The 25674-nt window shown below is 45.5% G+C and carries 24 protein-coding genes and 1 riboswitch; all 24 genes read right to left on the bottom strand.

Annotated features, from left to right (window positions below):
- Positions 1 to 27 precede the first annotated feature (27 nt).
- Complete coding sequence (locus tag N6H06_RS09195) at positions 28 to 747, bottom strand: hypothetical protein (protein WP_062747017.1); 720 nt, start codon at positions 745 to 747, stop codon at positions 28 to 30.
- Positions 748 to 772: 25 nt separating this feature from the next.
- Entirely contained in the window at positions 773 to 979 is a 207-nt protein-coding gene (locus N6H06_RS09190) for a DUF2768 domain-containing protein (protein ID WP_011246723.1), read from the bottom strand.
- A 208-nt stretch (positions 980 to 1187) separates the two neighbouring features.
- Positions 1188 to 1454: a stage VI sporulation protein F gene (locus tag N6H06_RS09185; protein ID WP_062747018.1), complete on the bottom strand. Its 267-nt coding sequence runs from the start codon at positions 1452 to 1454 to the stop codon at positions 1188 to 1190.
- A gap of 96 nt (positions 1455 to 1550) precedes the next feature.
- Positions 1551 to 2573, bottom strand: coding sequence for an NAD(P)H-dependent glycerol-3-phosphate dehydrogenase (locus tag N6H06_RS09180; protein WP_062747019.1), 1023 nt, complete (start codon positions 2571 to 2573; stop codon positions 1551 to 1553).
- Between the two features lie 12 nt (positions 2574 to 2585).
- Positions 2586 to 3203 (bottom strand): glycerol-3-phosphate 1-O-acyltransferase PlsY, encoded by a 618-nt coding sequence (gene plsY / locus N6H06_RS09175; RefSeq protein ID WP_062747021.1) that lies wholly within the window; start codon positions 3201 to 3203, stop codon positions 2586 to 2588.
- Positions 3204 to 3225: 22 nt separating this feature from the next.
- Positions 3226 to 4539, bottom strand: coding sequence for a ribosome biogenesis GTPase Der (gene der, locus N6H06_RS09170; RefSeq protein ID WP_062747882.1), 1314 nt, complete (start codon positions 4537 to 4539; stop codon positions 3226 to 3228).
- A gap of 78 nt (positions 4540 to 4617) precedes the next feature.
- Positions 4618 to 5241 carry a YphA family membrane protein gene (locus N6H06_RS09165; RefSeq protein WP_062747023.1) on the bottom strand — a complete coding sequence of 208 codons (624 nt, stop codon included), beginning with the start codon at positions 5239 to 5241 and terminating at the stop codon, positions 4618 to 4620.
- A 256-nt stretch (positions 5242 to 5497) separates the two neighbouring features.
- Complete coding sequence (rpsA, locus tag N6H06_RS09160; RefSeq protein WP_062747024.1) at positions 5498 to 6652, bottom strand: 30S ribosomal protein S1; 1155 nt, start codon at positions 6650 to 6652, stop codon at positions 5498 to 5500.
- 92 nt (positions 6653 to 6744) lie between these two features.
- On the bottom strand, positions 6745 to 7335 hold the full coding sequence (locus tag N6H06_RS09155) for a lysophospholipid acyltransferase family protein (protein WP_062747026.1): 591 nt from the start codon (positions 7333 to 7335) through the stop codon (positions 6745 to 6747).
- Positions 7332 to 8009: a (d)CMP kinase gene (gene cmk / locus N6H06_RS09150; protein WP_263706066.1), complete on the bottom strand. Its 678-nt coding sequence runs from the start codon at positions 8007 to 8009 to the stop codon at positions 7332 to 7334. Before cmk ends, N6H06_RS09155 begins: the two co-directional genes overlap by 4 nt.
- Before the next feature lie 166 nt (positions 8010 to 8175).
- A complete protein-coding gene (ypeB, locus tag N6H06_RS09145; RefSeq protein WP_062747027.1) occupies positions 8176 to 9519 on the bottom strand; it encodes a germination protein YpeB in 1344 nt (447 codons plus the stop codon).
- 18 nt (positions 9520 to 9537) lie between these two features.
- Positions 9538 to 10431: a spore cortex-lytic enzyme gene (gene sleB / locus N6H06_RS09140; protein WP_263706065.1), complete on the bottom strand. Its 894-nt coding sequence runs from the start codon at positions 10429 to 10431 to the stop codon at positions 9538 to 9540.
- Between the two features lie 127 nt (positions 10432 to 10558).
- Positions 10559 to 14005, bottom strand: a complete 3447-nt coding sequence (metH, locus tag N6H06_RS09135; RefSeq protein ID WP_263706064.1) for a methionine synthase — start codon at positions 14003 to 14005, stop codon at positions 10559 to 10561.
- The gene (locus tag N6H06_RS09130) at positions 14002 to 15867 is read right to left on the bottom strand and encodes a bifunctional homocysteine S-methyltransferase/methylenetetrahydrofolate reductase (protein WP_263706063.1); all 1866 of its coding nucleotides are present in this window, start codon (positions 15865 to 15867) and stop codon (positions 14002 to 14004) included. The genes metH and N6H06_RS09130 overlap by 4 nt, the downstream gene beginning before the upstream one ends.
- Before the next feature lie 11 nt (positions 15868 to 15878).
- A complete protein-coding gene (locus N6H06_RS09125) occupies positions 15879 to 16985 on the bottom strand; it encodes a methionine biosynthesis PLP-dependent protein (protein ID WP_062747035.1) in 1107 nt (368 codons plus the stop codon).
- A gap of 84 nt (positions 16986 to 17069) precedes the next feature.
- Positions 17070 to 17169, bottom strand: a riboswitch (SAM riboswitch).
- A 133-nt stretch (positions 17170 to 17302) separates the two neighbouring features.
- Positions 17303 to 17467 carry a hypothetical protein gene (locus tag N6H06_RS09120; RefSeq protein ID WP_169715968.1) on the bottom strand — a complete coding sequence of 55 codons (165 nt, stop codon included), beginning with the start codon at positions 17465 to 17467 and terminating at the stop codon, positions 17303 to 17305.
- Positions 17468 to 17647: 180 nt separating this feature from the next.
- Entirely contained in the window at positions 17648 to 18295 is a 648-nt protein-coding gene (prsW, locus tag N6H06_RS09115; protein WP_062747036.1) for a glutamic-type intramembrane protease PrsW, read from the bottom strand.
- A gap of 88 nt (positions 18296 to 18383) precedes the next feature.
- Entirely contained in the window at positions 18384 to 19343 is a 960-nt protein-coding gene (locus tag N6H06_RS09110; protein ID WP_062747038.1) for an asparaginase, read from the bottom strand.
- A 5-nt stretch (positions 19344 to 19348) separates the two neighbouring features.
- The gene (locus N6H06_RS09105) at positions 19349 to 20317 is read right to left on the bottom strand and encodes a YpdA family putative bacillithiol disulfide reductase (protein WP_062747039.1); all 969 of its coding nucleotides are present in this window, start codon (positions 20315 to 20317) and stop codon (positions 19349 to 19351) included.
- A gap of 89 nt (positions 20318 to 20406) precedes the next feature.
- A complete protein-coding gene (locus N6H06_RS09100; RefSeq protein WP_062747041.1) occupies positions 20407 to 21663 on the bottom strand; it encodes a Glu/Leu/Phe/Val family dehydrogenase in 1257 nt (418 codons plus the stop codon).
- A gap of 87 nt (positions 21664 to 21750) precedes the next feature.
- Positions 21751 to 22767, bottom strand: coding sequence for a LolA family protein (locus N6H06_RS09095; protein WP_263706062.1), 1017 nt, complete (start codon positions 22765 to 22767; stop codon positions 21751 to 21753).
- Positions 22764 to 24206, bottom strand: a complete 1443-nt coding sequence (locus N6H06_RS09090) for a sensor histidine kinase (protein WP_263706061.1) — start codon at positions 24204 to 24206, stop codon at positions 22764 to 22766. Before N6H06_RS09090 ends, N6H06_RS09095 begins: the two co-directional genes overlap by 4 nt.
- Complete coding sequence (locus tag N6H06_RS09085) at positions 24203 to 24889, bottom strand: response regulator transcription factor (RefSeq protein ID WP_062747047.1); 687 nt, start codon at positions 24887 to 24889, stop codon at positions 24203 to 24205. The genes N6H06_RS09090 and N6H06_RS09085 overlap by 4 nt, the downstream gene beginning before the upstream one ends.
- A 136-nt stretch (positions 24890 to 25025) precedes the next feature.
- The gene (locus N6H06_RS09080; RefSeq protein ID WP_062747049.1) at positions 25026 to 25628 is read right to left on the bottom strand and encodes a genetic competence negative regulator; all 603 of its coding nucleotides are present in this window, start codon (positions 25626 to 25628) and stop codon (positions 25026 to 25028) included.
- Between the last annotated feature and the right edge of the window lie 46 nt (positions 25629 to 25674).

Here is a 25674-nt window from a genome sequence, read left to right as displayed (position 1 = left end):
GAATGGTAAGACTTTGGAATCGAGGAGTTAATCGTAGAAACGCGTGTCGTATTGAATATTGCCTTCCTCATCAAGGGAGTACGGCACTGAATACAATGGCAAAAAAGGAGAGTCTTCATATAAATAACGGCGAAGGTCGACGCCTTCCTCAAAATCTTTTTCCTGCTCTGCCATCTTTAAATCAAGTAAATAATCGATCACCACTTCGCCATCGTTTGTAAATAACAACGGTAGCGACGTTTGGTTATAAGGACTGGCTACATACGGCTCTTCTGAATAACCGAGTGCTTTAAAGTCTAGCGTAAACAAATTATAGTCTAGCGCCTCTCCAATTGGCGCATATGTATGTTCTCGCATATAATCGTAAATCCGTTGTTGAAGGTCACGAACGACATTCATCGCTGTAACATCCAAAACTTTCACTTCTGGGTCCTCTTCCACATTTATGAGCGTATATTGGTGGGTACCGCCATTTTCAAAGGCTGTTCCCGGCGGCTGTTGCAAATAACGGGGAACCAACTGCCTAAAGTCAACCGTATAGCGCTGGTACTCATGGGTATTCTCATCAAAATTGGTGATTGGAAGGACACCGGTATCCTCCTGAAATTGGTCAACTGCCGTTTGCACAGCCGCTAGTTGGTCTGGGTAAGCAATTTGGTTTTCTGCTCTCTGTTCCTCTGGCAAAAAACAACCACTTAGGACAAGAACAAGACAACCTGCCATACAGGAAGCAAGAAGCTGCTTCATTGATTCATTCCTCCTTGCAAAATGGCTACCTGCCCGTTGATGTCGGACCGCCAAGGACGATATAGGCGACAATGATCCCTGAAACAAGCAGACAACAAAAAGAAAACGTTAACACAACTTTTGAAAAGAAGCCGCTCAGTTTTGTTCGCGCTAAAAGCGCGGTACCTGCAGAAATGAACATGAGCAGCAGACCGCCAAAAGATATGTACATATTTAACATCGCTTGCGACAATGCGAGACACCCCTCTTTTCGGATTGGTACATAGGCAAGTATACCATAAGGTAAGACAAGCAGATAGAGATAAAAAAAGCTAGACAGGAGTGGGGCTCTCCTCTCTAGCTTGACTAAATCCTTATTCTTAGCCCTCTTTTAATAGTAGGTGTTCTATTAAAGTATATGCAGGCTCCAGGTTTTGGTCTAGATGTTTGACTAATTTGTCTTATTTTTTGTTATTAAACATTTTAGCCAATGAAGCCATATCAGTTGGCATATTGTTGTTTAAAATCGCTTCAACGATTTGGTCCTCTTGTTGTTTAGAGACTGGCCTGTTTGCAAGGCCAGCCACTTTGCCAATCAATTGGCGCAACGTTGCCTCATCTTTCAAATTGGCTTGACTGACAGAGTTAGCCAGCTTTAATAGCTCATCAGGGCGCACTTTTGTCGTTTTATGCACTTGATCAAAAAATGAGTCATTTTTCTTAAACACCTAAATCCCTCCTCATGCTTACGTTCTCCTTATCGTATGCATGAGAAAAAAAGAGTGTGCGCAATCTAGACGGAATCAAACGGCTAAAAACGAAGTTTACGAACGGTAAAGCGACTCCACTTCATGACGCTTTACACGTCCCATTAATTCTTCAGCTGCTTGGTAAGGGTCAATTCCGTTAAACAGGACACTATAGAGCGCTTTGGTCACTGGCATATCAATCTCTAGCTTTTCGGATAGTTCATAGGCTGCCTGCGTTGTTCGAATTCCTTCGACAACCATTCCCATTCTTTCAAGCACTTCATCCATAGACAAACCTTCGCCGATCATCCGTCCAGCACGCCAGTTACGTGAATGCACACTTGTACAAGTCACAATTAAATCGCCGAGCCCTGATAAACCTGAGAACGTTAAAGGTTTTGCCCCCATTGTTGTGCCAAGGCGGGAAATTTCCGCCAACCCTCTCGTCATGATCGCTGCTTTTGTATTATCCCCGTAACCAAGGCCATTCGTCACACCACACGCTAGCGCAATAATGTTTTTTAGTGCCCCTCCGATTTCAACACCGACTAGATCAGGATTGGTATAGACACGAAACTGTTGGTTCATAAACAAATTTTGCGTATATTTGGCTGCCTCATCATCCGCTGAAGCAACCGTAACGGTTGTCGGTTGGCGCAATGCCACTTCCTCGGCATGACTTGGTCCAGATAAAACCGTAATGGAAGAAATGCGATTCGTGCTTGCATCTTCTTCGGCGATCATTTCGGATATGCGCTTATGGGTCGCAGGTTCAATCCCTTTGCTTGCATGAATAACCGGTACCGCCTTTTGCAAATATGGCGCCATTTTACGGACAGTATCACGCATCGCTTTAGTTGGAACGACTAATACGATAGCCTCAACTCCGTCAAGAGCTTCCTCCATTCCTGTATAACCGCGAATCGTTTTTGGCAATTCGATGTTCGGCAAATATGATTCATTCGTATGACGTTCGTTCAATTCGTTCATTTGTTCATGTCGGCGCCCGATTAGACGAACATCATGGCCATTATCCGCAAGAACCATCGCTAAAGCGCTTCCCCAGCTTCCCGCTCCAATAACCGCAATTTTTTGCATCATGAACTCCTCCTACGCATGTTTTTTCCCTAATTTGTTTTCCGTGCCTGCAATAAGCCGTCCCATGTTCGTGCGGTGCCGCCATAAAGATAGGATCGCCAATAACACAGCTAAATAAATATATTCTAGTGGGTAATGAAAAAACGGCAGCATGATGAGTGCAGCAATTGGCGTTAACACTGCAAATAAAAGCGAACCAAGGGATACATATTTTGTGAAAACGATGCTTAAAATCGCTACAATTCCGGCACAAAGGGCAGGATAAAATAAAAGCGTGGCCACAACGCCAATGGAAGTAGCAACTCCTTTTCCGCCGCGAAAGCCAAAATAAATAGGCCAATTATGCCCGAGAATGGCCGCTAAGCCCGCCAAAGCCGGCACAAGGGGGTAGTCCCCATTCGTGAGGGCAATGGCAAGAAGTGCAGGGGCAACCCCTTTTGCGACATCAAGCAAAAGGACGCAAATGGCCGGTCCGATTCCAAGCACACGCAATGTATTTGTCGCCCCAGCATTGCCACTTCCTTCACTGCGTATATCGATTTTCTTGATTTTCTTTGCAATGATGTAGCTAAAGCTGACAGACCCAAGCAAATAACCGAACAACACCGTCACAATTAATGAAACGATCATTCAGTTTCCCCCTTGCCAATAATTAATCATTCTTTTTCCGTGCAATGATGTGAATAGGCGTTCCTTCAAACTCAAAAGTGGCACGCAAACGGTTTTCTAAAAAGCGCCTATAAGAGAAATGCATTAGTTCAGGTTCATTTACAAAGAACACGAATGTCGGCGGCTGCACGGCCACTTGCGTCACATAATTGATTTTCAGGCGCTTGCCTTTATCCGTTGGGGTTGGATTCATTGCTACCGCATCCATGATCATATCATTGAGGACATGAGTCGGCACACGAAGATGATGGCTTTCTGACACTTTCCTCACTTCAGGCAGCAACAAATGAAGGCGTTGCTTGGTCTTGGCGGACAAAAAACAAATCGGCGCATACGAAAGAAACTGAAACTCGGAACGGATGTCTTCGATAAATGTTTGCATCGTTTTGTCGTCTTTTTTTACGGCGTCCCATTTGTTGACGACAATGACGATTGCCCTTCCCGCTTCATGGGCATAACCGGCTATTTTTTTATCCTGTTCAATAATCCCCTCTTCGCCATCTAAGACGACAAGAACGACGTCAGACCGTTCAATCGCCTTCAGTGAGCGGAGCACACTATATTTTTCAGTGGCTTCATAAACTTTGCCACGCTTACGCATACCGGCAGTATCAATCACAACATAATGTTGGCCATCTCGCGTAAAGGATGTATCAATCGCGTCACGGGTCGTCCCTGGAATTTGGCTGACGATCACCCGCTCTTCGCCAAGAAGCGCATTAACAAGCGAAGACTTGCCGACGTTCGGACGGCCGATCAATGCCATTTTGATCGTATCATCTGCATAATCATCGTCGTTTTCTTCAGGAAAATGGCGAACAACTTCATCAAGCAAGTCGCCGATCCCTAATCCATGGGAGCCTGAAATTCCATAAGGCTCACCGGCCCCTAATGAATAAAACTCGTAAAGCGACTCCCTCATTTCTGGGTTGTCGACTTTATTAACAGCAAGCACAACCGGCTTTTTTGAACGGAAAAGCATGTTTGCCACTTCTTGGTCTGCGGCTGTAATTCCTTCTCGTCCATTGACCATAAAAATGATCACATTCGCCTCGTCAATGGCAATTTCCGCTTGTTGGCGCATTTGCACGAGCAACGGTTCATCGCCGAGCTCAATTCCGCCTGTGTCGATTACATAAAATTCGTGGTTTAGCCATTCTCCTTTGCTATATAAACGGTCACGCGTTACTCCCGGTAAGTCTTCAACAATGGCGACACGCTCGCCAACAATCCGGTTAAATATAGTTGACTTTCCTACATTCGGCCGGCCAACGATTGCAACAACTGGTTTAGTCACAATCACACACCCTTTCTCCTTCAAACTACTTAAAAAACAGCATTCGTTTTCTTCTCCAGCTTATCCATTTTACTATCTTCATGCATGCTTGTCTATCCTTGTTGGCACTGGCTTCGGCTGTCTACTATTCACAAGCACATGTTGGCGCCATTTCTCTAAAGCAATCGAAAAGACCAAAGCGGCTGTACTCATGGAGACGCTGATGGCAAATACGTCAAAAAACGCAAGCGATCCAAGCTCCATTCCTCCGTTAAGCCCATGGCGATACACATTCAAAAACAAGTCGCCGTAAAGGAGGCCAGTGGCTAACACAGCAGTACGGTTTGCTCTCCTTTTTATGATGAAAATCGTTAAAAGCACAGCGCCTGCAGACAGAAAACGGCCGTCAATGAGTAAAATAACCGGGTCGACGCGAATCAATTCCTGTATGCCTATGTAGGTTGCCGCCACTAGTAAGCAGCAAACAGCTGGATACATGATTCCGGAGAACCTGAGCTTTCCTAGCTGTAAATAGCAGATCAATAGACTAAAAACATAGCCGATGCTTATTTGATTGCCTGAAACGATCACGTTCAAAGGAATAAAGCATAATAGCGCTAAAATGCTTGCACACATCACTTGCCGCAGTTCATTTTTCGGCAACAAAAACGTCCCGGCAATCCAAGCAAGCCAGCCAAACCAATAAACAAATACACCGTCCATTTCTCATCACCTCATTGGACAGTATCGGCGCTTTCACCAACATTTAGACATAAAAAAACCGGCGCAGCTCAACTTGCGCCGGTTCCCAACTGTAGACAATGCTCGCATCCTTCGTTGCTCACCTCGTTTTATGCTTTGGAACATTCGTTCCATGCGCACAAAAACCGTGGCTCATGGACATACGTTCTATTCGCATCTTCACTCGGTTTCGCTCCTCAGCTAACAAGCATTTTCGATCAATCTACATGATCGTACGTTATTGGTCACGGTATTTTTTCAACTGATCGCCGATCATATCTCCAAGCGAGAAGCCAGAAGGCTCATCGTTGGCTGGCTTTTCATAGGCACGTGTTTCTTTTCGTTCTTGCTCTTCAGACGCTTCGCGAATGCTAAGAGATACACGTCTGTCTGCTTCGCTAACATCGAGCACTTTTGCTTGTACTTGTTGCCCTTCTTCCAACACTTCTTGCGGCGTGCCAATATGGCGTTTGGAAATTTGCGAGATATGGACGAGTCCTTCCACCCCTGGTGCAATTTCCACAAAAGCGCCAAACGATACGAGGCGCTTCACTGTACCAGTAACTAGATCGCCAGCTGAAAATTTGCTTTCGATGTTTTCCCATGGGCCGGCTAGCATCTCTTTGATGGAGAGGGAAACGCGTTCGCTATCAGGATCAACGGAAAGCACTTTGACTTTTACTTCTTGCCCTTCTGACAGCACATCTGACGGATGCTCGACACGCTCATGGGCAATTTGCGAAATATGGACGAGACCATCGACACCACCGACATCGACGAAAGCGCCAAAGCTGGTCAAGCGCTGAACCTTCCCTTCAACGACATCGCCAGCTGAAAGGGAAAGCAACACTTGCTTTTTCTTTTCTTCAATTTCATCATCAAGAACAGCCCGTTGTGATAGAATCAACTTATTGTTGTCTTTGTCAATTTCTGTCACTTTCAAACGCAATTGCTTGCCTTTGTAATCAGAAAAATCTTCAACATAATGGCGTTCTACTAATGAAGCAGGAATAAATCCTCTTACGCCAACATCGACGACAAGGCCGCCTTTCACAACTTCTGCTACTTCTGCTTCAATAACTTCGCCTTTTTCATACGCTGCCTCAAGTTGTTCCCATGCCTTTTCGGCTTGAACCGCTTTTTTCGACAAAATCAATTCATCATCTTCGACTTTTGTGACTTTCAGTTCTAATTCATCATCAACAGAGAGGACATCACTTGCCTTTTCTACATGCAGGCTCGACAATTCACTAATGGGCACGATGCCGTCTACTTTAAAGCCGACATCTACAAATGCCTGCTTGTCTTCAACTTTTGTTACTTTCCCTGTAACAATATCCCCTACAGAAAAAGATTTCATTTCATTCATGCCGTCATTCATTTCTTCGACCATTGACTTTTGCCTCCTTCAATCCGGCAACGCCGGGCATCTTGCGTTTTTTTATAAACAGCCTCCAATGTTTCTAAGAACGAATGAAGGACGTTTTATGATAAATCTTGATATTGATCCTTCAGCTTTTGAATTTCATCCATGATGAGTTCAGTGACTTCCTTTGCTGAAGTGCGGTTCGCCCGGTGCTCTTCCATAGAGATTGGCTTTCCATAAACGAGTGTAACACGGCCCCTCATTTTGTAAGGACCAATAATGGCACAGGGGACAACATGGGCGCTACTTTTTAAAGCAAAAAAACCAGCGCCCGACAGCCCCTTTCCGATCTCACCGGTTTTAGAGCGCGTTCCTTCTGGAAAGATGCCTACCATGTCCCCAGATTTTAAAATATCTAAAGAAGTGCGGAGCGATTGTTTATCGCCACCGGCGCGATTGACTGGGAAAGCGCCTAGTTTTCTCAGCAGCGTTTTCAAAACAGGTACTTTAAACAGCTCTTTTTTAGCCATGTAACGTACTGGCCGTTTTATATAGGCACCTAGCAAAGGCGGATCATTGTTGCTAATATGGTTTGCACATAGCAACACTGCACCTTTGTCTGGAATGTTTTCTTTCCCGTAAATACGAACTTTGAACAGCGCATTTAAGTAGAGGCGGCAAACGGCTTGTCCAAATTGATAGAGAGTCATTGGCGCCAATGCTCCTTTACTAAATCAAGAATCGCCTCAACGACTTCATCAATTCCCATGCTGGTCGTGTCGACGACTTGCGCGTCTGCCGCCTGCTTAAGGGGGGCGATCGCTCGGGTTGAATCCAATTCATCGCGTTTAGCAATGTCTTTTTTTAGTTGTTCGAAGTCCGACGGGAGCCCTTTTTCCAATTGCTCAAGATGGCGGCGCCGAGCCCGTTCTTCGACTGAAGCAGTCAAAAACACTTTTACATTGGCATCTGGGAGGACATGGGTCCCAATATCGCGTCCGTCTAGTACGGCGTTTTTCGATTTGGCAAGCTCCTGCTGCATCGCCGTCATGCCTTCCCGTACTTCCCGGTGGCTCGCTACGAGCGACACATTGCTGTTCACTTCGGCTGTACGAATCGCAGCCGTAATGTCAGCGCCGTTCCAGAAAACAGCCGTCCCTTCATTTGATGACTCCAAACGCAGCTCGCTCTTCTCTAGGAGCTTGCCGAGCGCTTCCCCATCATGCAAATCAATACCCTCAGCTAACGCCGCAAAGGTGATCGCCCGATACATGGCCCCAGTATCAATATATAGAAAGCCTAACTTTTCAGCTGTTTTTTTGGCCACTGTGCTTTTCCCGGCGCCAGCAGGACCATCAATTGCCACATTAAATCCTTTTGCCATAAATTCACAACACTTTCCTGCATTCTCTTTCTTACGATACGACAAAGCAGCAGACTTTTCAATCCTAACGTTCACTTCCCGTATCTTTCTTTTTATTATCTCATAATTTGCATAAATGGCAAGCACGAGACGAAAAAAAGGCTCCCCTTTTCGAGAGCCTTCTGAATTAATATTCTGGTTCTGAATCCTTCATTCGTTCGACTTTTTCTTCTTCGCCTGTCAACGCATTAATGAAAATTCGGTATGTGTCGTTATCTCTCGTTCCGTAAAATTCATAAACAAACACTTCTTCATTAATGTCATTTTCAATAACGGCAAGATGGTCTTCTTGAATTTCGACATGTTTATTGACTTTGGTTTGCGCCTCTTCTTTCGTCAATTTTGGTTCTGGGATTTGCCTGTCTTCTTGATGGTGGATCAGATGGCCACGTCCGACATAGGATATAACGTCCCCGTCATCTAAAGCCACTTCAATCATGACGTTATCCGGGTATATGCGTACTCCGTCTTGGACATAGGCGAATTCGAGGACGCCGATGTTGTCGTATTGCGTGCTTTCAACAAGCTGCATGCCTTCTTTGCCACCACGTTCGAGAAAGCTCTGCGCTTTATTGACCGCTTCATTCAAACTGATTTTCGCTTTATCGATTTGCCGGTCTTGCATAAACCAAATCGGTTCGCCACCTTCAACGCTCATATCCATGTCATAGTGGGCTTGGTTATCAGGGTCATCAATTAAAAGAGAATAAGCTGGATATTCTAGTGCTTTTGGTGAGTCGTTGATTTGCACGCTCGTGCCTTCGCCTAATTTTAAATAATCAAGCGCCCGTTGCTTTGCTTCCTCTTTTGAAATCTTTTCTTTTCCTGCCAGCGCCTCTTTCAACTCACCATTTAAGTTGCGGATAGCTGAATCCGTTGCACCCCATTCTACTTCGCTAAAACCTTGAACCGATTTATTTAATCTTTCAAAGTGGCCTGCAACCGATGATTGGGATGGCTCGTTTTCTTGCTGTTCATCATTTTGAGCCAGCCATTGCATGTCTCCTTGCATAACAGTTGCCTGTGTTTTTCTCATTGATTCCCTAATAGAACTAGCTTGCTCGTACAATTGGGCCAATGTCTCATATTCTTTGTCCGTAAGCGGCTCGTTGTTTAAGTCACGGACAGATGTACGGTAGGCAAAATCGCCGATTTTAAACAAATATTTTTCCGTGTCGTCCATATTTAACTCTTGAACAGGCAGTTCAGCCAAACTTTTCTCAGCAAGGCTCGTCACCCGCCAAACATCAGCCAGTGAAGGCGTCAATTGCCTTTGTGTGTTCATCGCAAGTGTCTTGCCAAGCTCGTCTTCAATTTGGTCAATATGGTAAGTCAAATCATGAAATGCCCGCTGATACGTATTGTTCGCTGTAATTTGCAGCTGGTCTTTTTCTTGCTTTTGCTGGTAGCCCCAAACGCCTGTGCCTACTACTGCAACAGCCAAAGCAGCGATTAAAAGATTGCGAAACATGCAAATAGCACCTCCGTTTTAATAGCAGAAAATATGTTTGCCAATCCGCTTAATTTGTGGCCGTGACCAAATCCATCCTGATGTCGCTGTATCTGGATTGAAATAATAAAGCGCATTGTTGGTCGGGTCTTGCCCATTTAACGCATCAAGCACAGCTTGCCTTGCCGTTTCATCTGTGCCTAAATTGATTTGCCCATCAGCTACCGCCGTAAAAGCGCGGTCTTCATATATGACTCCAGCGACTGTATCTGGGAAAGTCGCCGAATTTAGACGGTTGACAATCACTGCTGCCACCGCGACTTGTCCTTCATAAGGCTCACCACGGGCCTCGCCATACACTGCCTGAGCCATCAGTTGAATATCATTTGATGAATAGCCTGAAGGCACATTGTTTGCTTTTTCGATAATTGGTTCTTGTTCATTTCCAGTATCAGGCTGATCCGGAGCTGGCTGCTGTGTCTCGCCACCCTTTCCTGCTTCCTTTTTTTGTTTGCCTTGCTTGTCTGCAGAACCTTTTGGCCCTTTCTGGATGTCTTTCGATGTACCGCCATAGTGGGAAAACTTCCTGCCCTCGTTCAGTGCTTTTGTCACAAATGCTTTATCATAATCGGTTGTGCTTGCCAGCTTTGCTTTCATGTCGTCTCCAACCAACCCATCAATTTCAAGCCCATATTCGTACTGGTAATGCCGCACAGCCCAGTACGTCCCCCAACCGAAAACACCGTCAATTTTTCCATTATAATACCCTACATACTGCAAACGAGATTGCAATTCGACGACATCGTCGCCTGTCGCCCCTTTTTGAATGACTTGGTCACTAAAGGCATCAACCATTTCGTTGTTAAAAAAAAGAACCGCAAACGCTAAAATTGCACCTAGAAGGCACCGAGCGATTCGCTTTGTTCGAAACATATATTCGTTCCTCCTTATGCCCACTTATAGTGGGGAAATTGGTCTACTGCTAGTCTTTGTTTTGCTGGGGTGTTTTTATGCACAAAAAACAGACGCAAATCGCTTTCGCTCATTTGCGTCTGTTTTCTTATAAGCTCGCCACATTAAAATAACGGGCTTCAGGGTGAGAAAATACAAGCGCAGTGACAGATGCTTCTGGTTCCATCATGTACCCATCGGTCAATTCCATACCAATTTTTTCTGGACGAAGCAATTGAAACAGCTTGGCTTGATCTTCTAAATTTGGACAGGCGGGATAGCCAAACGATACACGAATGCCTTGGTACTTCGCTGCAAAACGGTCGCTCATTGTAAAATCAGCACCATCTGGAAACCCCCAACGATCACGCATTTGCTCGTGAACACGTTCCGCCAACCCCTCAGCTGTTTCTAATGCAGCAGCTTGGATCAAATGGCTATACAAATAATCACCTTTTGCTTTTGCCGCCTCTGCTGCCTCGCGCACTCCAGCTCCAGCGGTAACCGCTAAAAACCCAACATAATCGGTCCCTTCGCCAAAAGGACGGACATAATCTGCTAAGCACAAGAACGGAGCGTGGGGTTGCCGGGGAAAAGCAAAGCGTTCTAGCTCACGGCCAACGTCATAAGGATCAAAAATCACTAAATCATCGCCATCGGCATTTGCAGGAAAGAAACGGTACATCGCATTCGCCTGTAACGTTTTCTTCGTCTTCGCCTCTTGGAAAAAAGCATCGACTTGCGCTTTTAGCCTAGTAGTGCGTTGGTCTTTTTCAGCAAGCAGGCGGCTCACTTTCCCTTTGATGCCAAGATGACGGCCAAGAAGCATTTGCATATTGACATATGGGTAAATATGGTCGATTTTATAATCGCGGATCATATGCTCATCAAGGTCCGTTGGTTCAAAGACAGCGTGATGATGGGCGATATCCGACTTTGCCCTCTTAGTAAGCGTCGGCGCTTTCGTTTTTCGCTGCTCGTTAAACTCCGCTTTTTGTTGTCTTGCCGTGGCCAGCTCACGTGTAAGTTCATCTCGTCCTTCTGAAGTTGTAAGACGATTGGCAAGTTCCAAACCGTTCATTGCATCTTTTGCATAAACGACTAATCCTTCGTATTCAGGAGCAATCCGTGTATCCGTAAATTTTTTCGTTAAAGCGGCGCCACCAACAAGAATCGGGATGTCCACATGTTGTTGCCGTAAGTCTTGCGCAGTTAACACCATTTGCTGGGCGGACTTAACAAGCAACCCTGACAACCCAATCGCTGTTGGCTGTTCTTTTTTAATTGCCTCTAACAATTCATTAGAGGTAACTTTAATCCCTAAATTGACGATAGAGAAGCCATTATTGCTCAAAATAATGTCGACAAGATTTTTGCCGATGTCATGAACATCTCCCTTAACCGTCGCAAGCAAGATCTTGCCTTTCCCTTGTTCTTGTTCGCTTTTTTCCATATGTGGTTCGAGATAAGCAACCGCCGCTTTCATGACTTCTGCACTTTGCAACACTTCTGCAACGATTAATTCATTGGCGTTAAACAACCGGCCAACTTCATCCATGCCCGCCATCAGCGGTCCATTTATAATGGCAAGCGGCGTGTCATACAGACGCAAAGCTTCGGCTAAGTCTGTCTCAAGTCGTTCTTTTGTCCCTTCGACAATATAGGCAGCGAGCCTCTCGTCTAAAGACATGTTTGCATACTCGACTTTTTTCTCGGTTTTCTTCCCGCGATAAAAAGCAGTAAACGCGGCCAAATGGGCATCGTTGGTTTGAAACAACAGCCGATCGGCTAGCTGTTTCTCCTCCTCAGGAATGCTCGCGTAACGTTCTAGCTTTTCGGTATTGACAATTGCATAATCAAGTCCTGCTTGCGTACAATGATACAAAAAGACTGCGTTTAATACTTCACGTCCAACTGGAGGAAGACCAAAGGAGACATTCGAGACTCCTAAAATCGTTAAGCATTGGGGCAGCTCTTTTTTTATAAGGGCAATCCCTTCGACAGTTGCTGCTGCCGAGCCGATGTATTGTTCATCTCCTGTTCCTACAGGAAACACAAGCGGATCAAAAATGATGTCATGAGGGGGAATGTTGTATTTTTCGGTTAACAGCTTATACGACCGCTTCGCAACGGCCAATTTCCTTTCTGCTGTAACAGCCATGCCTGTTTCATCAATTGTTCCCACTACAATGGCAGCGCCATATTTTTTCACGAGTGGCAGCACTGCGGCAAACCGCTCTTCGCCATCTTCTAAGTTGATGGAGTTAATAATTGCCTTCCCTTGGGAATAGGTAAGCGCTCGTTCTATGACAGCTTCATCGGTAGAATCAATCATTAGCGGCACTTTGACTTTGTTAACCACATAGTTCAGAAAAGCAGCCATGTCCTCTCGCTCATTCCGATCTGGATCTGCTAAGCAAATATCTATGACGTGTGCCCCACGCTTCACTTGAGCTCTAGCGATTTCCGACGCTTGTTCATACTCCCCTTCTTCAATCAGGCGCTTAAATTTCCGTGAGCCAATCACATTTGTACGTTCTCCAACAAAAAGCGGTCGCATCGAGTCGTCATACAACAACGGTTCAATCCCTGATACAGCATGGGTTTGACGTGTTTTTGCCTTGCGAGGCGGATACTTCTTGATTACTTCAACCATTTTTTTAATGTGGGCAGGGGTCGTGCCGCAGCAGCCGCCAACCACATTTAGCCAACCTTTGGCGGCAAATCCTTCAAGTTTTTTCACGAGCGAATCTGGCGTCTCGTGGTAGACACCATCTTCATCAGGCAACCCAGCATTTGGGTAACAGCTCACATTCGTTTCAGCAAGTTCTGCGAGAGAGCGAATGTAATCACGCATGAACTCCGGCCCAGTCGCGCAATTTAAGCCGACAACCGCTGGCTTCATATGTTCAAGCGACAAATAAAAAGCCTCCACCGTCTGTCCCGCCAACGTCGTGCCCATCGGTTCAATCGTCCCTGACACCATTAGCGGTAATCTCCGGCCGGTACGTCTAAATGCCTCGCTCATTCCTAGATACGCTGCTTTAACATTGCGCATATCTTGGCTTGTTTCCAGCAACAAAACGTCACAGCCCCCGTCAATTAAAGCGCGCGCTTGTTCTTCGTACGCTTCGGTTAGTTCATGGAATGTAGTCCCTCCTGTTACAGACAATGACTTTGTCGTCGGACCCATCGCTCCAGCAACAAAACGAGGTTTTCCCGATTTTGAAGCGTGATCAGCCTCCATTCGTGCTAGTCGAGCTGCTTCCTTGCTAAGATCATAGGCTAAATGGGCAAGGCCGTAATCGGCAAGAACGATGCTCGTTGAGCCGAACGTATTGGTGGAAATAATGTCTGCCCCTGCCTCTAAATATTTTTTATAAATTTCAGATACAATATGGGGCGCTGTTTGATTTAAATATTCATTGCAGCCTTCATATGCTTCCCCACCAAAATCGGCTGCGGTCAAGTTCGCTTCTTGCAACATCGTCCCCATTGCTCCGTCTAGCACAAGGATCGATTGCTTTAACTGCTTTTCAAATAGAGATTCTGTCATATTCGCTCGCCTTCCATCGTGTTGTTAGTTGGATTCGCTACCGCTCGGCAATGATTGGCAAGCGCTGCAGTTAACTCATAACGTAAAAACGGTGTTACTAAATACAAGCCATTAAAATAAGTACTAGCTGCTTCGGCCAGCTCCATCGCGATTTGCAAGCCCTCTTGCTCGGCTTTTTCTTTGTCGTTTCCACATGCGGCCATCCGTGCTCTTGTCTCATCGCTCAGTGTCATTCCTGGCACTTCATTATGAAGAAACTCCGCATTGCGGCTGCTTGTTAACGGCATAATGCCAACGAAAATTGGCACAGGCAAGTGCTTCGTTGCTTTATACAATTCTTCAAATTGCTTTTCATCAAAAATGGGCTGCGTCAGAAAATAATCTGCGCCAGCTTCGATTTTCTTTTCTAGACGCCGTACTGCTTTGTCAAGATGCTTAACATGGGGATTAAACGCTGCCGCCGTCGAAAAAGATGTTCTACTGCCAAGGGAGTTTCCAGAGAATGAAATCCCTTCATTCATTTGCTTAATTAAAGGCAACAATTTTAACGAAGATACATCATATACGGAGGTCGCTCCAGGAAAATCACCAATCTTGCTTGGGTCTCCAGTGATCACAAGCAAATCATGAAGCTCCGCTAGATGCAACCCCATTAAGTGTGATTGCATGCCAATCAAGTTACGGTCACGGCATGTTAAGTGGACAAGGCTACGTAATCCTAGCTGTTCCCTTACTAACATCGCCAACGTTTGGTTGTCAATACGAGGGTTGGCAAGAGAATTGTCGGCAAGCGTTAACGCATCTACCCCTGCCTCTTTTAACGCTTTGGCTCCTTCCATAAATTTCGTAATCGTTAATTTTTTCGGAGGATCAAGTTCAACAATTATCGTTTGTTTGCGCCTTGCCAATAGGTCCAACGGCTCATTGAGCCGCTCTCCTCTTCCTGGTGCTTCCTCCTGAAGTTGGCTTGGCCGTCTGACAACGAGCGAGCGCGTTTTCGGCTTGTTCATTTCGACAGCTTTGGCGATCGCAGCGATATGTCCTGGCGTTGTGCCGCAGCAGCCGCCAATCAAATGGACGCCTTGTTCAATAAACGCCCCTGTCATTTCATAAAAGTAATCGGTATTGGAAGCATAAACAAAGCGTCCGTCCCGGTAACCTGGCAAACTGGCATTCGGATAGCAAGCAAGTGGGAAAGCTGACGATAATTCAAGCTGTTCCAAAGAGCGGAGCATATGATAAGGACCCATGCGGCAATTGATTCCTAAAACGTCTGCTCCTAATTGATGGAGTCGCTCGAGCGCATCACCGAGGGGAATGCCGCCATTTAAGACGCCGATATCGCCCATCGACACGTTCATAATAATCGCTTTGTCTGTAAGCCGCCTTGCCAGCGCTACTGCTTCTTTTGCCTCTTCAAAATCATAAAACGTTTCAAACAATAACCCGTCAACGCCTGCTTCTAAGAGGGCTGTTATTTGTTCAAGTAAAGCAGCTGTAATCGCCTTGTTTTCCGTATCTTCATGGAGAAACCCGCGAATCCCGCCGATCGTGCCAACTAATGCAAGCTGTTCATCGTTGCCAATCGCTTTTTTGGCAATGCTGACGGCGGCGCTGTTGATTTCTTCAACATGTTCGTTCAATCCATATTTTTCAAGTTTGACGGCATTTGCTGCATACGTATTGGTTTGCAGCAGTTTCGCACCTGCCTCAATATACGATCGATGCACATTGTAAACGGCGTCAGGCTGGGAAAGGTTTAATTCTTCGTAACATAAATCAAAACCTTGCTCGTATAAAAGCGTGCCCATTGCCCCGTCTCCAACGATTAAGCTCGTTTTCAACTTGTCGCGAAGTTCCATCGCATTCCCTCCTAGGATTTTTTAGCGGCCGCAATCGCTTGCAGCAAATCGGCTACAATGTCTTCTCCGTTTTCAATGCCGACTGAGAAACGGAGAAGACAGTTATCGACTCCATTGGCAAGTCTGATCTCTTCTGGAATATCGGCGTGCGTTTGTGTTGCTGGATAGGTCATTAAGCTTTCGACGCCACCGAGGCTTTCCGCAAACGATATTAATTGTAAATGTTTTAGCAGCGGATTGACCCAAGCTTCGTTTTGAACCCGAAACGACAGCATTCCGCCTCTTCCAGGATAAAGCACGTCTGTAATGCCCTCTGTTTGCTCCAGTGCATGCACCACTTTTTTAGCGTTTTCTTCATGCTTGGCCATCCGCAATGCCAATGTCTTCATTCCCCGGATAAGCAACCAAGAATCAAATGCGCCTAAAATGCCGCCAGCACCATTATGATAATAAGCGAGCCGTTCACAAAGATCGGCTCCTTTCGCAACGATAAGCCCGGCAACGACATCGTTATGGCCTCCTAAGTACTTTGTCGCCGAATGAATGACGATGTCTGCTCCTTCCGTTAGTGGCTTCTGCAAGAGCGGCGTATAAAATGTGTTATCGACAATGAGCAGCAAATCATGCTTTTTAGCGAGAGCAGCAAGCGCTGGTATCGAGGCTTCCTGCATGAGTGGGTTTGTCGGCGTCTCGATAAAAATGGCCTTCACATTAGAGTGAATGGCTTGTTCGACTTCTTGCAAATTCCGTGGATCCACATATGTAAAGGACACTCCCCATCTTGTCCAGCCTCCTTCAAACAGACGGTACGTACCGCCATATAAATCTTTTGAACAAATGATCGCATCGCCTTGGGCAAACAACGAAAGCACAATTTGAACTGCAGCCATTCCAGAGCTAGTCGCAAATCCGTGCTCGCCGTCTTCCAATTCAGCAATCGCTTTTTCTAGCACTTCCCTTGTCGGATTGCCTGTACGGGCATAATCATACCCTGTCGATTCGCCAATGCCCGGATGGCGATATGCTGTTGAAAAATAGACGGGCGTGTTTACTGCGCCAGTATGGTCATCGCGGCGATTGCCAATTTGCGCTAAAATTGTTTCAGCTCGTTTTCCCATTCTCTGTTCCCCCCAAAGTGTACTTTTGCAAAACAAAAAACCCTTCTCCAAGATTAGAAGAAGGGGGTGCTTACGTGCATGCTTCTCTTATCTTGCAGATAAACTGCTGGATTTAGCACCTGACCATTGCTGGCTGGTTGCTGAAGCTTCATTGGGCCATTCCCTCCACTTCTCTTGATAAGAACCTATTCAATTGTTGAAACCCATTTATAAGTTTCTTCCACTTTACCGCAACTTTCACGCAAGTGCAACCATTATTTCATGCCACTCCATCCATCGTTTATAAAGCGTAAAAAAATCGCCACAATTTATGGCGATTATTCCGGGTTTGCTTCAACAATCAATTGATCTTCATTTCCGCAGACGCACTGTTTAAACCCGGTCTCGTATTCACCTTGTTCATTGCGCTTGCCCCGCAAAATGTATTTTTCCCCACATACAGGGCAGCGAATGACGATGCGATAGCGGTTTGCTGTTGTCATGATTGAATCCCCCTTCTTATTAAATGTTCGCTTAAACAGTAAAACGGCAACAGACTGTAGGCAAACGCTCGCATACGTCGTCGTTTGCCTCGGTCATATGCTCATGACCCCCCGTTCTATTCGCATCTTCCCTCGCATGCACTCCTCGTCTGACAAGCGTTTTCTATCGGTCTGAGTGATTTAAACAGGAAAACGGCTTGCTTTTTTCAGCTTCCATATAGCGAGAAGCCAAAGAACGACCATAAATGGAATCATGGCATAAAGTACATAATGGCCAAAGCTTGATAAAATAAAGTCATACCCGCCATGCAACACGATTGGCAGAATGGCCCCAAGGAGTAAAAACAGCTTTTTATGGTCTTCTTTGTACTTCGCTTGTCCAATGTAATAGCCCATGACAATCCCGTAAACAGCATGTGCCGTTGTTGGCAAAACTGTTCGGGGGATCGCTGCCTCTAAACCATAAGCGATCATGTATAAGCCATTTTCAACTGTAGCAAAGCCTAGGGAGACGGAAACGCCAAACAAAATGCCATCCCCTGGGCGCTGAAGCTGTCCATGTTGGTAGGCAAATACAAACAACATGAGCCATTTTAACCCTTCTTCCAGAAACCCGTAAAGCAAAAACGCTTTAGCGGCTGGATGGGGAAAGACATTTTCTTCAGTAAAGGCAAATTGGATGACCAAAATCGGCACGACAAGCAGTGCGCCGATAATGAAAATCCGGAGAACGAGAAACATTTTTGCTTTGCTGTATACATCGCGCAAATAGACATATGAAAACAATGCCATGGCCGGAGCCATTGCAGCTAGAACAAGGGATACCATGGCTGACCGCCTACTCTCTTTGGTTCGCTAATATAACCTTCCTTATTTTTCTAGTATAAAACCGACTTGTTTCGATCAGCAAGCGCCATCACTTAAACCCAGTAGCTAGTTCTTTGTTCGCCGCCAGCATGACCATTGCTTTTATCCGTGCTTTCTTGCTGTCATAATCCGAACCGAGAATAACGCCCATTTGTTCGAGTTGGTGGGCACTTCCTTTGTAGTCATACGTTGGATATACTTTCCCTTCTTCTGAGGCTGTTGTCACAATGATTGGCTTCTTGTTAGCAACCGCTCTTTCTAACGTAGCTACTAGGTTTGGAGGGACTTGGCCGCGGCCAACGCCTTCAACGACCATCCCGTCGCATACAGCAATCATTCCTTCCAGCATGTCTGCGCTCATGCCTAAATAAACTTTGGCAATGCCAATTTGTTTAAGAGAGGAATCGCCAATTTCATAAAACTCCCGGCGAACAGGCTTTTGATACGTAAAAATCACATCATTGTCTATAATTCCTAAATAACCGAAACCAAAGGCATTGAATCCTTGCAAATTAGAGGCATGCTCTTTTTTAACATAACGGGCTGCAAAAATCCGCTCGTTAAAAACAACGACACAGCCAGTGTTCTTTAAATCAGGCTCACAAGCAGCATAAATGGCATGACGCAAATTAATAAACGCATCACTGCCTGTTTGCTCTGGGCCCCGTTGAGAACCTGTGACGATAATGGGACGCTCGTCTTTGTTCGTTAAATCTAAAAAATAAGCCGTTTCTTCAAGCGTATCCGTGCCATGTGTAACAACGATGCCGTTAATCGTCTCATCTTCAAAGGCACGCTCTACTTCGCGCTTTAACAACAGCCAATCGGCGAGTGTAATATGAACGCTTGGCTTTTGCAATACAGAGCGCACACTTACACGGATGTCTTCCGGCAAACCACATAGCTTTGCCAACTCTTCTCCAGAAAGTTCACCTGCAACCAATTTGCCGCTTTCGCTTGTGGTGCTTGCAATCGTGCCTCCAGTTGTCAGCAACATCACATGGCGCATATTCATCACTCCATTTCGATCCTGCGTGCAATTGCTTGTGCAATCAAAGGGCCGTGCAGGCGACCATTTTCAATAAAAATTTCATTAGCATTGTTTCCAGCAGCAATGACGCCAGCGATAAAAATGCCTTCCACATTTGTTTCCATTGTTTGCTCGTCATATACAGGCCGTCCTGTCGCTTCATCGACATGTACACCAAGACTGCGAATAAAGGAGTGATCGGGATGATAGCCGGTCATCGCAAACACAAACTGCGCTTTAGCCTTGTGCTCTTGTTTCCCTATCCGGTAGTGTACGTGGCTATCCGTAATCTCATGCACATCAGCATGAAAGACCATTTTGATCTTTTCATTACGTACAAGGGACACGAGCTCTGGCAAAATCCACGGCTTTACGCTTGCCGAATAATCACTGCCCCGATAAAGAATAGTGACACGGGCACCAGCTTTTTCTAACTCAAGCGCTGCGTCAACAGCCGAATTTTTGCCGCCAATGACAACTACATCATGATCGAAATAAGGATGGGCTTCTTTAAAATAGTGCATCACATGGCTTGCTTCTTCACCTGGTATCCCCATCATATTGGGAGAATCGTAATAACCTGTGGCAACAATCACATGCTTCGCTTCAAGTTTTCCTTTTGTCGTCGTCAGTTCAAATGAACGATCCGCCCGTTTTGCTACATGGAGCACTTTTTCAAACGCACGAATGTGGAGCCTTTTTAATTTTGCTACATTCCGATAATAGACAAGCGCCTGGTTCCTCCTGGGTTTGCGGTCCTCCACAACGAAAGGGACACCGCCTATTTCTAAGCGTTCGCTTGTACTGAAAAAGGTTTGGTGCGTTGGATAGCGGTAAATCGAGTGGACTATGTTCTCTTTTTCCACAACAACAGCAGACAACCCCTTTTCTTGACATGCAATTGCCGCAGCAAGGCCGCAAGGGCCGCCGCCAATAATGACTGCATCTACCACATTCCTCACCTCATCAAAACATTCAAAACCCTTGTCCTCAAAGGCAACTTTGGACAAGGGCACTTATTTTCTCATCATAGTATAGCAGATCAAACCCATCCACGGAACCGAGAAGCTTCGGCCATACGTCTAACACCGACCATATAGGCAGCGAGGCGCATGTCAACTTTACGGCGTAAAGCAAGGTTGTAAATATTGTTAAACGCTTCCGTTAGCACTGTCCGCAACCGTCCTTCGACTTCCTCGTCCGTCCAGTAGTAGCCTTGGTTGTTTTGCACCCATTCAAAATAAGAGACCGTCACGCCCCCAGCACTTGCCAAGACATCGGGTACGAGTAAGATTCCCCGTTCTGCAAGAATCTGTGTTGCCTCAAGTGTAGTCGGGCCGTTAGCTGCTTCGACGACAATCGCTGCTTTTAACTTGCCAGCATTGTGTGATGTAATTTGGTTTTCGATTGCTGCCGGAACCAAAATATCACATTCTTTTTCTAACAGCTCCTCATTTGTAATGGTATCTTTAAATAAATTTGTTACTGTCCCGAAACTATCGCGGCGATCAAGCAAATAATCAATATCTAAACCTTCTTCTGCGTAAAGGGCGCCATATGCATCGGCAATTCCCACTACTAGTGCCCCTGCATCGGCCATAAACTTTGCCAAAAAGCTCCCTGCATTGCCAAACCCTTGAATGATGACGCGTGCTCCTTCAAGGTCAATTCCTTTCTTTTTCGCCGCTTCCATAATGCAAATCGTCACACCTTTTGCAGTCGCAGCTTCTCGGCCGTGTGACCCTCCGAGCACAAGCGGCTTCCCAGTAATAAAATTGGGTGAGTCGAATTCTCGAATTCGGCTATATTCATCAAGCATCCACGCCATAATTTGCGAGTTGGTAAACACATCTGGAGCGGGAATGTCTTTCGTCGGGCCAACAATTTGGCTAATCGCACGTACATAGCCACGACTTAGACGCTCCACTTCCCTAAACGACATCTGCCTTGGGTCGCAAACAATGCCTCCTTTTCCGCCACCGTATGGCAAGTTGACAATGCCTGCTTTTAAACTCATCCAAATCGACAGCGCCTTGACTTCTTTTTCACTGACATCTGGATGAAACCGTACGCCTCCTTTTGTCGGACCAACAGCGTCATTATGTTGGGCACGGTAGCCGGTAAAAATTTTCGTTGATCCATCATCCATTCTCACAGGAATGCGAACGGTCAACATTCGTACCGGCTCTTTAAGTAGCTCATACATTTCATCTGGATAGCCTAGTTTTTTTAGCGCCTTATGTATAATGGACTGAGTCGCTACAAGAACATCTAATTTATCCTCTTGGTTTTCGTCCATCTTTTCCACCTCTTCGGAAGTCAGCTGCTCACATCTTTATCTTAATGAAATGCTCACATAATTGCCATCCTTTTTTCTAAAAACCCATTAGTCTGTTGCAACAAGTTCCATTCCTTCAATCAATTCCACTGCCTGTTGTTTTTGCCAATCCCTCATTGTGAACAGTTCATAAAAAAGTCCGTCTTCCGTCCAATTTGCATAATGACTTGACGGTTCCCAACTAAAATTGACCTCCATGCCACGAACGGTCTCCGTCTCACTTTCGCCAATCCATTCCAACCCGTAGCTTTTGGAGATGGTCAGTTCAATTTCCTTGCCGTCACTATCGAGATACAACGCAACAACAGAAGCATCCTCACTGCCGCCGTCATACAGCTCAATGTTTTCCAGCTTTAAACCGTTTAACTCGTTTGGCAAGCGCAGTGATTTGTCAAATGCGTCAGCCAATTCGTTTTTCTCTATTTGGACAGGTGCCTCTTCACTTAGTAAAACAAATCCATCTTCCTCCACATCAAACCAACCTTCAGGAAAGTCAGGCTTAAAGCGAACCTCGACCGCTTCCCCTGCCACGACTTGATCAGAGTACGTATAAACGGTCTTTAGTTGGAGGTACGTTTTTTTGTCGACCCATAACTCAGCTTCCTTTATGTGGTCAGTCTCAGAATAAAAATGGAGTTTAAACACATTACGTTTTAAAAAGCGCTCGTCTTCAACGACTTCAATCTCATGGTTTTTCAGCAAATAGCTCACTTCATCAAGCAATGCTTCTTTTGGGGTAAGCGGGTTCGTCGCTGCCTCTACATTTGCTTCGTAAATCATTTTTGTTTCATAGTCTTTTTCATAAATATTGCCATCAACATATAAAGAAGTGGACAACAACTGCCCGTCTTTGGCAAAATCGACCCGTTGTGTTTGCTCGTCTTTTGCATAGACTGACTCGCTGTAGCCATCATCAAATTCTTTAATAATCGTATAAGGAACAAACTTTTCTTCTCTTGCAAGGGCCTGCTCTAGCACATCTTCAGCATTGATTGTCATGAAGCTGCACCCACCTGTAAACAACAACCCTGTAATTGCCGCTAAAAATAGCGGTTGCCGTTTCATTCACTTCCCCCCTCTGTTTTTATACACGGAATGGAAAAGAAAAACGTACTCCCGTGTGGTGGCGACGAATAGACATCAATTGTGCCTCCATGCTGATTGATAAGTTCCCGGCAAATAGACAGTCCTAAGCCTACGCCCTTATCGTTTGTTTGGCTTCTAGCCTGTTCTACTTGAAAAAACGGGTCAAAGAGCTGGCGTTGCACCCCACTTGGAATCCCTTGCCCTTCATCTTTTACGAAAATATAGAGTCGCTGGTCATTTGTCCGCGCTACGTAAGGAGGCAAACAAGACTGCTTATTTGTCGCGTACAAGGAAATCGCGCCTCCTTCAGGCGAATAGCAGATTGCGTTGGTAACCAAATTGTCCATGACTTGAACAAGACGGCCAGCATCTGCATCGACTTCAGCCGGCTCTATTTCCATGTTCGTACTTAACCTTAACTGCTCTTTTTCAAGGTCGTACCCATCAAACAACAATTCGACAAGCTCTTCTGCATCGACCTTTTTTAACGACAAGCTAAAGCTCGTTGAATGAACTTGGGAGAAAATAAGCAAATCTTCAATCAATCGCTGCATATACTCGGTCTTTGCTAAAATAACCTTGCTATACTCCTCCCTTTTATCCGGGTGGGCGTGCATCCCTTCCGCATACGCGCGTATGGATGTTAAAGGCGTCCTTAAATCATGTGAAATCGCCGCAATCAGCTTTTTGCGGTCTTCGTCCTCACTTTGTTTTTGGGCATCAATTGCTCGCAAATGCGCTGCCATGTTCGCAAAATTGTCCATCAGTTGGCCAACTTCCGTACGCCCGCGCTTAACAGGGGTCGTACGATTTTGTTTCCCATAAGCAACTTCGTCCATTTCCGCTTTCATCCAAGCAAATGGAACGAGCATATTCCGTTTAAACCAGTGCTGCACAATAAAAAGAGTGATACCTACTGTTATAAGAAAAAACAAGACCGTCAGCATGTACACTTCCTTCGTTTCCTTGCGTATGCCGCTTTTGTCAAAGCGAAGCTCAAAGTAGCCTGCAATTTGGTCTTGCAAAAAAATCGGCTCCTTGTAAATGTAGGCCGAATCACTTGATTGCCAACTATACAAATTGCTTAACATCCCCTCTGGCGTAAGGTGGGTGGCAAAAACCCCTTCCTCAGAGGCGCTTTGGAATTGCAAGGCCCGATCCTTTGAATAAAGACCTAACTGGACGTTTTCATGTTGTTTGAGCGCCAAGCGGCCAAGCTCCTTTGCCGAGCCATCAAACATTTGTGCATTCTGATTTAGCGTTCGGCTTATGCTTTTAGCGACAATCATCGACTCTAAATGGTTACTTGACTCTTCTTTCGCCACACGGTTTAGTTGGTATGAAAATAAGCTTGTCGCGATAAACGGGACAAGCGCGGTTGCGAGCAAGAGCAAGTTTAACTGCCCTCTAAGCTTCATCGGTTCCCCAGCCCTATAAATTTATAACCAACGCCCCACACCGTTTCTATGTATTTCGGATGCTTCGTCCCGTCTTTTAATTTGTGTCTGACATTTTTCACATGGACTGTAACCGTTCTGCTGTCAAAGCCGTCACCATTCCATACTGCTGCGTACAGCTCTTCTTTTGTAAAAACGCGCCCTGGGTGGTTGGCTAAAAACAGCAGCAGTTCAAATTCTTTTGCTGTAAAAGAGATTTGCTCGCCACGAGCGAAAACGCGCCTGCCCGTTATGTCAATTTCTACATCTATAAATCGAAGCCTGTCTTCTTGCTGCGGGTACGACCGTTCATAACGACGAATTTGCGCTTTCACCCTTGCCGTTAGTTCAAGGGGGCTAAATGGCTTTGTCACATAGTCGTCTGCTCCTAACCCGAAACTTTGGACTTTGTCGAAATCGGTCTGCTTTGCACTAACAACAATAATGGGCACTTCTGAACTGGCGCGGATTTTCTCACACAAAGCAAACCCATCCATTTTTGGAAGCATCAAATCGATTAATACAAGCTGGTACGCGCCTTCACAAAAGGCACGGTAGCCACTCTCGCCATCGGCTTGCCATACGACTTTAAAGGATTCCCTCTCTAAGTACTCTTTCACGATTGTTGCAATTGATTGATCATCTTCAATTAACAATATTGCCATAAACCGTCCTCACACTCCTAAAACGCTGCCCCTTATCATGCCAAGGTTTCACTCGTTTGTTGCTTTTCGCTCAAGTATCCTTATTTTTCTTTACGAAAAAAGCAGCGAAAGGTTTCATGCCTTTCGCTACATCCAGCTACGTCTTAAGATAAAAAATCCGATAAAGCTGTTCAACCGCTTGCGCTGGCATTAACGCTTTTCCATATTCGCAAATACGATGGAAAGAGGTTGTCGCAGGGCTGCCAAATTCTGATAAAATCGCTATAATGGCCGCTTCATTCACTTCCTCAAGCTCTGCTTCGTTAAACTTTAAGTAGAAGCGCGTTTGATAGGAATGCAATTCGCCGCCTAACATACCTATTGCGTGTAGACGGGACGCGAGACCAATGACGTCTTCAAACGAAGAAAACTCATAAAAAACTTCGTCGGTTTCGTCTAAAGTCAATTGCATTTCAATAAAGCCTTCTTCATAGTCATCGACATCATACTCGTCAGCAGGGTCGCCTTTCGTAATAATAAAGACCATGCCCTGCGCTGGCATCGCAAACACTTCAACTGCAATCGGCCCATCGATTTTAAAACCTAGCTCGTCATCTGCTTCCAGCATCATATCCCGAAATAAGTCATGGACTTTCGGAACATCTTGCCATAAGTCTTCTTTTGTAATACCTCTTTCGTCCATATCATCATAGGTTAGAAAAACCTTAAATTTATCGATTGCTAAACGCTCTAAGCGCATACCAGCCCCTCCTTTATGCCCGTATGGTTCTCTCGCGCGTATCTAT

Source organism: Shouchella tritolerans, from assembly GCF_025770735.1.
GTDB lineage: Bacteria > Bacillota > Bacilli > Bacillales > Bacillaceae_D > Shouchella > Shouchella tritolerans.
Note: the sequence above shows the minus strand (reverse complement) of the source record. Positions and strands in the feature narration are given on the sequence as shown.

Excerpts from the sequence above, each read along its gene's own strand:
- N6H06_RS09195 (WP_062747017.1), bottom strand. The coding sequence starts at position 747 with ATGAAGCAGCTTCTTGCTTCCTGTATGGCAGGTTGTCTTGTTCTTGTC.
- N6H06_RS09180 (WP_062747019.1), bottom strand. The coding sequence starts at position 2,573 with ATGCAAAAAATTGCGGTTATTGGAGCGGGAAGCTGGGGAAGCGCTTTA.
- plsY (WP_062747021.1), bottom strand. The coding sequence starts at position 3,203 with ATGATCGTTTCATTAATTGTGACGGTGTTGTTCGGTTATTTGCTTGGG.
- N6H06_RS09165 (WP_062747023.1), bottom strand. The coding sequence starts at position 5,241 with ATGGACGGTGTATTTGTTTATTGGTTTGGCTGGCTTGCTTGGATTGCC.
- rpsA (WP_062747024.1), bottom strand. The coding sequence starts at position 6,652 with ATGGTCGAAGAAATGAATGACGGCATGAATGAAATGAAATCTTTTTCT.
- N6H06_RS09155 (WP_062747026.1), bottom strand. The coding sequence starts at position 7,335 with ATGACTCTCTATCAATTTGGACAAGCCGTTTGCCGCCTCTACTTAAAT.
- cmk (WP_263706066.1), bottom strand. The coding sequence starts at position 8,009 with ATGGCAAAAGGATTTAATGTGGCAATTGATGGTCCTGCTGGCGCCGGG.
- ypeB (WP_062747027.1), bottom strand. The coding sequence starts at position 9,519 with ATGTTTCGCAATCTTTTAATCGCTGCTTTGGCTGTTGCAGTAGTAGGC.
- sleB (WP_263706065.1), bottom strand. The coding sequence starts at position 10,431 with ATGTTTCGAACAAAGCGAATCGCTCGGTGCCTTCTAGGTGCAATTTTA.
- metH (WP_263706064.1), bottom strand. The coding sequence starts at position 14,005 with ATGACAGAATCTCTATTTGAAAAGCAGTTAAAGCAATCGATCCTTGTG.
- N6H06_RS09130 (WP_263706063.1), bottom strand. The coding sequence starts at position 15,867 with ATGGAACTTCGCGACAAGTTGAAAACGAGCTTAATCGTTGGAGACGGG.
- N6H06_RS09125 (WP_062747035.1), bottom strand. The coding sequence starts at position 16,985 with ATGGGAAAACGAGCTGAAACAATTTTAGCGCAAATTGGCAATCGCCGC.
- N6H06_RS09120 (WP_169715968.1), bottom strand. The coding sequence starts at position 17,467 with ATGACAACAGCAAACCGCTATCGCATCGTCATTCGCTGCCCTGTATGT.
- prsW (WP_062747036.1), bottom strand. The coding sequence starts at position 18,295 with ATGGTATCCCTTGTTCTAGCTGCAATGGCTCCGGCCATGGCATTGTTT.
- N6H06_RS09110 (WP_062747038.1), bottom strand. The coding sequence starts at position 19,343 with ATGCGCCATGTGATGTTGCTGACAACTGGAGGCACGATTGCAAGCACC.
- N6H06_RS09100 (WP_062747041.1), bottom strand. The coding sequence starts at position 21,663 with ATGGACGAAAACCAAGAGGATAAATTAGATGTTCTTGTAGCGACTCAG.
- N6H06_RS09095 (WP_263706062.1), bottom strand. The coding sequence starts at position 22,767 with ATGAAACGGCAACCGCTATTTTTAGCGGCAATTACAGGGTTGTTGTTT.
- N6H06_RS09090 (WP_263706061.1), bottom strand. The coding sequence starts at position 24,206 with ATGAAGCTTAGAGGGCAGTTAAACTTGCTCTTGCTCGCAACCGCGCTT.
- N6H06_RS09085 (WP_062747047.1), bottom strand. The coding sequence starts at position 24,889 with ATGGCAATATTGTTAATTGAAGATGATCAATCAATTGCAACAATCGTG.
- N6H06_RS09080 (WP_062747049.1), bottom strand. The coding sequence starts at position 25,628 with ATGCGCTTAGAGCGTTTAGCAATCGATAAATTTAAGGTTTTTCTAACC.